This window comes from uncultured Sunxiuqinia sp., from assembly GCF_963974515.1.
Classification (GTDB): domain Bacteria; phylum Bacteroidota; class Bacteroidia; order Bacteroidales; family Prolixibacteraceae; genus Sunxiuqinia.
In genome coordinates this window covers 1-4,264 of the sequence record NZ_CAXBDD010000176.1, presented here as the reverse complement: position 1 = coordinate 4,264, position 4,264 = coordinate 1, and the positions used below count along the sequence as shown (strand labels likewise).

General features: G+C 40.3%; 4 protein-coding genes and 1 pseudogene. All 5 read left to right on the top strand.

Annotated features, from left to right (window positions below):
- On the top strand, positions 1–720 hold a 720-nt coding region (locus tag AAC033_RS18500; protein ID WP_339740920.1), incomplete at its 5' end, for a hypothetical protein.
- A 5-nt stretch (positions 721–725) separates the two neighbouring features.
- Positions 726–1,652, top strand: a complete 927-nt coding sequence (locus AAC033_RS18495) for a glycosyltransferase (protein WP_339740918.1) — start codon at positions 726–728, stop codon at positions 1,650–1,652.
- A gap of 361 nt (positions 1,653–2,013) precedes the next feature.
- Positions 2,014–2,322: pseudogene (locus tag AAC033_RS18490) on the top strand (CatB-related O-acetyltransferase); the annotation flags it as partial.
- A 247-nt stretch (positions 2,323–2,569) separates the two neighbouring features.
- Positions 2,570–3,328, top strand: a complete 759-nt coding sequence (locus tag AAC033_RS18485) for a WecB/TagA/CpsF family glycosyltransferase (RefSeq protein ID WP_339740915.1) — start codon at positions 2,570–2,572, stop codon at positions 3,326–3,328.
- Positions 3,297–4,264 (top strand): Gfo/Idh/MocA family oxidoreductase (locus tag AAC033_RS18480; protein ID WP_339740913.1); only part of this gene is annotated, 968 nt, incomplete at its 3' end. The genes AAC033_RS18485 and AAC033_RS18480, both read left to right, overlap by 32 nt.

The following is a 4,264-nucleotide window of genomic DNA, read 5'->3' as shown; positions in this document are numbered from 1 at the left end:
ACAGACGGGACAGGAGAGGCAGTAAAAAATAGGTTCCCAAAAGTCATTGTCGTGCAAGGCGATGGCAGTCTTTTTTGGAATCAAGGGATGCGGCTAGCTTGGAATAGCGCAAGTCAAAAAGCGAAGTATGATTTTTACCTGTGGCTCAATGATGATACGATATTAGATGAATCCGCTCTGGAAGAGTTATTGAATTGTTACCAGGAGGCGTTTGAAAAAGATCAAGAACCAGCCATTGTTGTCGGAGCCTGTGAAGCACTGCCGGGAAGCAAAGATTTTTCATACGGAGGGAGAAACGAAGACGGGGCTGTCATTCCAAACGGTAAGTTACAGACTTGCAAGTACATGAATGGAAATGCGGTGCTGATTCCCCAGATGATCTTTGAGAGACTAGGTAATCTATCTGCAGACTACACCCATGGAATGGGTGACTTCGATTATGGCTTGAGAGCCCAAAAAGAGGGATTTATTTGTTACACAACAAAAAAATACATTGCTGTATGTCCCAGAAATGAGGGCGTGTCTGCTTGGTGTAATCCCCAAACACCCATATCGCAGCGGTTGAGGTTAGTAAATTCTCCTAAAGGACTTAATTTAAGAGAATACAACACTTTTCGCAGAAAGTTTTGGGGATGGAGATGGATGATCTTTGCAACTAAGGTCTATTTAAAGATCTTATTCCCATCATTCTATTTCTCATTAAAAGAATCAAAAAAATAGTAGTTATGCTTGCTCCAATTTGTCTTTTTACATACAACAGACTAAGCGAGACCCAACAGACCATCGAGGCTCTGCAAAACAACTTTTTAGCCTCCGAAAGTGAGTTGTTTATTTTTTCTGACGGGGCTAAAAACGAAAGTTCCAAGCTTAAGGTTGATGAAGTCAGGAAGTATGTCCGCTCTGTTTCCGGATTCAAAAGTGTTTCCGTTATTGAGTCTGACAAGAATAAGGGACTAGCGAGATCGATCATTTCAGGTGTCTCGGAGGTTATTGAAAAATTCGGGAAAGTCATTGTAGTTGAAGATGATTTGATTACTTCAAGAAACTTCTTGCAGTTTATGAACGAATCGTTAAGCCGATTTCAAAAGGTTGATCAGATTTTTTCTGTTTCTGGATTTTCAGTCCGGATCAATGTTCCGGTAAATTACCCTTACGATGCCTATTTCTGGGGAAGGGCGCATTCCTGGGGATGGGCAACTTGGCTAGATCGCTGGAAAACAATCGACTGGGAGTTTTCTGATTTTGCTTCCTTTAAATCAGACAAACAGCTCCAGAAGGAGTTCAACAGATACGGAAGTGATCTTACCAAGATGTTGGTCTCTGCTCAAACAGGCAAGGTTGACTCCTGGTATGTCCGCTTCACTTACAATCAATTTTTGCAAAAGCGCTTAACGGTGTATCCTGTTTTATCGAAGGTAATCAACAATGGTTTTATGGAAGGAGCGACCCACACTAATTCTTACAATAGGATCAAAATTGAATTCGATAAAGGAGATAAGATTGATTTCAAGTACCCTGATAGCATTGAAATGAGCGAGGCTATTTCGAAGCAAGTATATAAGTATAAGAGTTTGTCTTTTCGTGCAGTTGGAAAAATATTGACATACTTAATGAGATTTGGATTCATTTCACAAAGAAAAACCACAATTTAACATGGGATATTTAAGCAACTACATCTCAAGCTTTGGAAATAAAAAGAGATACTACAAAGGAGTTTCTCTTTTTGCACTTTGGGATCGGAGTACGAAATTTCCGAAAAGGATATATCTGGCTGCAGGCGCACAGTTAAATGAAACAATTGTCGGTGATTATACCCGGATCAGACAGTTTACGACGATCCATAAAACTACGATTGGAAAATATTGCAGCATCAGTAGAAATGTCAGAATAGGTTTAGCCGAACACCCGACAAACTTAATTTCAACCAATTCTATTTTCTATAGAAGACAAGCGAATGAAATAAGAAGTGACTGGGTTAGGCCAATACAATTTGAAGAGCGAAAACAGATAGATATCGGGAACGATGTATGGATTGGGGAATTTTCAAGTATCAAGGGGGGGGTTAAAGTTGGTGATGGAGCTGTTATCGCAGCTCGTGCCTTAGTAACAAAAGACGTTCCACCTTATGCCATTGTTGCCGGAATTCCTGCAAAAGTTATTAAGTATCGATTCAATGATGAGATCATTAATCATTTATTGAGGATTAAATGGTGGAATCTGCCAGAAAGAGAGATTGAAGAAAAACTCAAAGTTTTTACCACTTTTAACATTTCAACAGAGGGAATATTGAGTTATTTCCCAGATCGTTCCTATGATGACTGATAACTACTACGTGATTTAAAAATCGTTTTGATTTGACAATTATATTTTACATGGAAATACAGAACCACAGCTATATTGTTTCTTTTCAGCGCATAGCTATTGTAAAAACCAAAATGTTTTTACATCTCAACATACTTTGCCTAAGGTTGATGTAGATCAAAATAGCCATTTATAGTTGACACTCAATGCATTTTAGATAGAATATTAAGGATTTCTAATTTTTTCTTCCCCAATAAATGTAAAATCTATGAATACCATACATACCTTGGGATTTACTGTTTTTTCAGATGAGTTGGATACGATTCCAATTCGCTCGGAAAAATGCCGGGTGATCAACACGATCAGCCCAAATTCCTACGGAATAAGCACGAAAGATCCGATATTTAAAATGGCCTTAAAAACCTCAGACTATTTGGTATTGGACGGTGTTTATTTTGCTTTTTCATCCTTGCTGCTTCAAGGCAAAAATATTAAGCGTAACCAGGGACCCGATGTTTTCTATCACTTTATTGATCGCCTGAATAAGCAGGCGGGTAAGGCTTTCTTTCTGGGTTCGTCGGAAAGCACGCTTCAAAAAATAAAAAACCGTGCGAGAGACGAATATCCAAACATTACTGTTGAAACCCATTCACCACCATTCAAACCTGAATTTTCGGTTGAAGAGAATGCAGCCATGGTAGAAAAAGTAAACACATTCGCACCCGATATCCTGTTTGTTGGCATGACTTGTCCCAAGCAGGAGAAGTGGGCGATCGAACATCGCCATTTGCTCAGGGCAAACCTCGTGATTTGCATTGGAAATGTTTTTGATTGGTTTGCAGGTACGCAAAAAGCCATTCATCCCATTTGGTTTAAATTGAGAATTGGCTGGTTGGTGCGCATTTTTTTGCGACCAGAGGTATTTAAACGAAATATAGGAAACCAGATGCTTTTCTTCTGGCATGTAATTTTGATATTCTTTAAAATTAGAAAATATGATACAAGGAGCAATTATTGGATTAGGTAAGATGGGACTGTCGCATGCAGCCATTGTAGGAGCACACCCACAGGTGGAACTTGCAGCGGTATGCGACACGTCATCCCTCGTTCTGAGTGCCTTTAAGAAGTTCAGTCAGATAAGGACTTACAGTGACTACACGAAAATGTTGGACAGTGAAAACCTGGATTTCGTGATCGTTGCTACACCCACCCGTTTTCACTACCCCATTGTCAAATACGCATTGGAAAAAGGAATTCATACCTTCTGTGAAAAACCATTTAGCTTGAGGGTTCAGGAAGGGAATGAACTCGTTGAGATCGCCCTCCGGAAAAAGCTTGTCAATCAGGTTGGCTACCACAATCATTTCATTGGTACGTTCCGTGAATTGAAGCGATTGTTAAAAGCTGGTGTTTTGGGTGAACTGACTCATTTCGCAGGAGAAGCTTACGGACCAGTCGTGACGCGCGAAATTGGCGCAACCTGGCGTTCGAAGCCGGAAGAAGGGGGAGGCTGCCTCTATGATTACGCTTCGCATGTGTTGAATTTGATTCAGGAAATAGTTGGCCGGCCAACTCAGTTGAATGGACTATTACTGAAAAACTTTTACTCGAACGGTGTGGAAGATGCGGTATATGCCCTGCTGACCCTGGAGGGTGGAACAAGCGGGACTTTGTCTGTGAATTGGAGTGATGAAACTTACCGGAAAATGTCGACTTCAATAACCGTACACGGAAAAAAAGGCAAAATAATTTGCGATGCCACTGAACTGAAAATTTACCTGAAAGAGCCTTCATTGCTGGAAAAACTGGATAAGGGCTGGACGATAAAATACATTTCCGACTTGGCCATCCCGGTGGATTATTATCTCCGTGGCGAAGAATACAGTGCTCAAATCGACTATTTCATTGATTGTATTGTCAATCAAAATCAGTCTCAGCACAACACATTTGAGCAGGGATTGTA

Bases quoted from the DNA above. Each gene is read 5' to 3' on its own strand.
- AAC033_RS18495 (WP_339740918.1), top strand. From the start codon at position 726: ATGCTTGCTCCAATTTGTCTTTTTACATACAACAGACTAAGCGAGACC.
- AAC033_RS18485 (WP_339740915.1), top strand. From the start codon at position 2,570: ATGAATACCATACATACCTTGGGATTTACTGTTTTTTCAGATGAGTTG.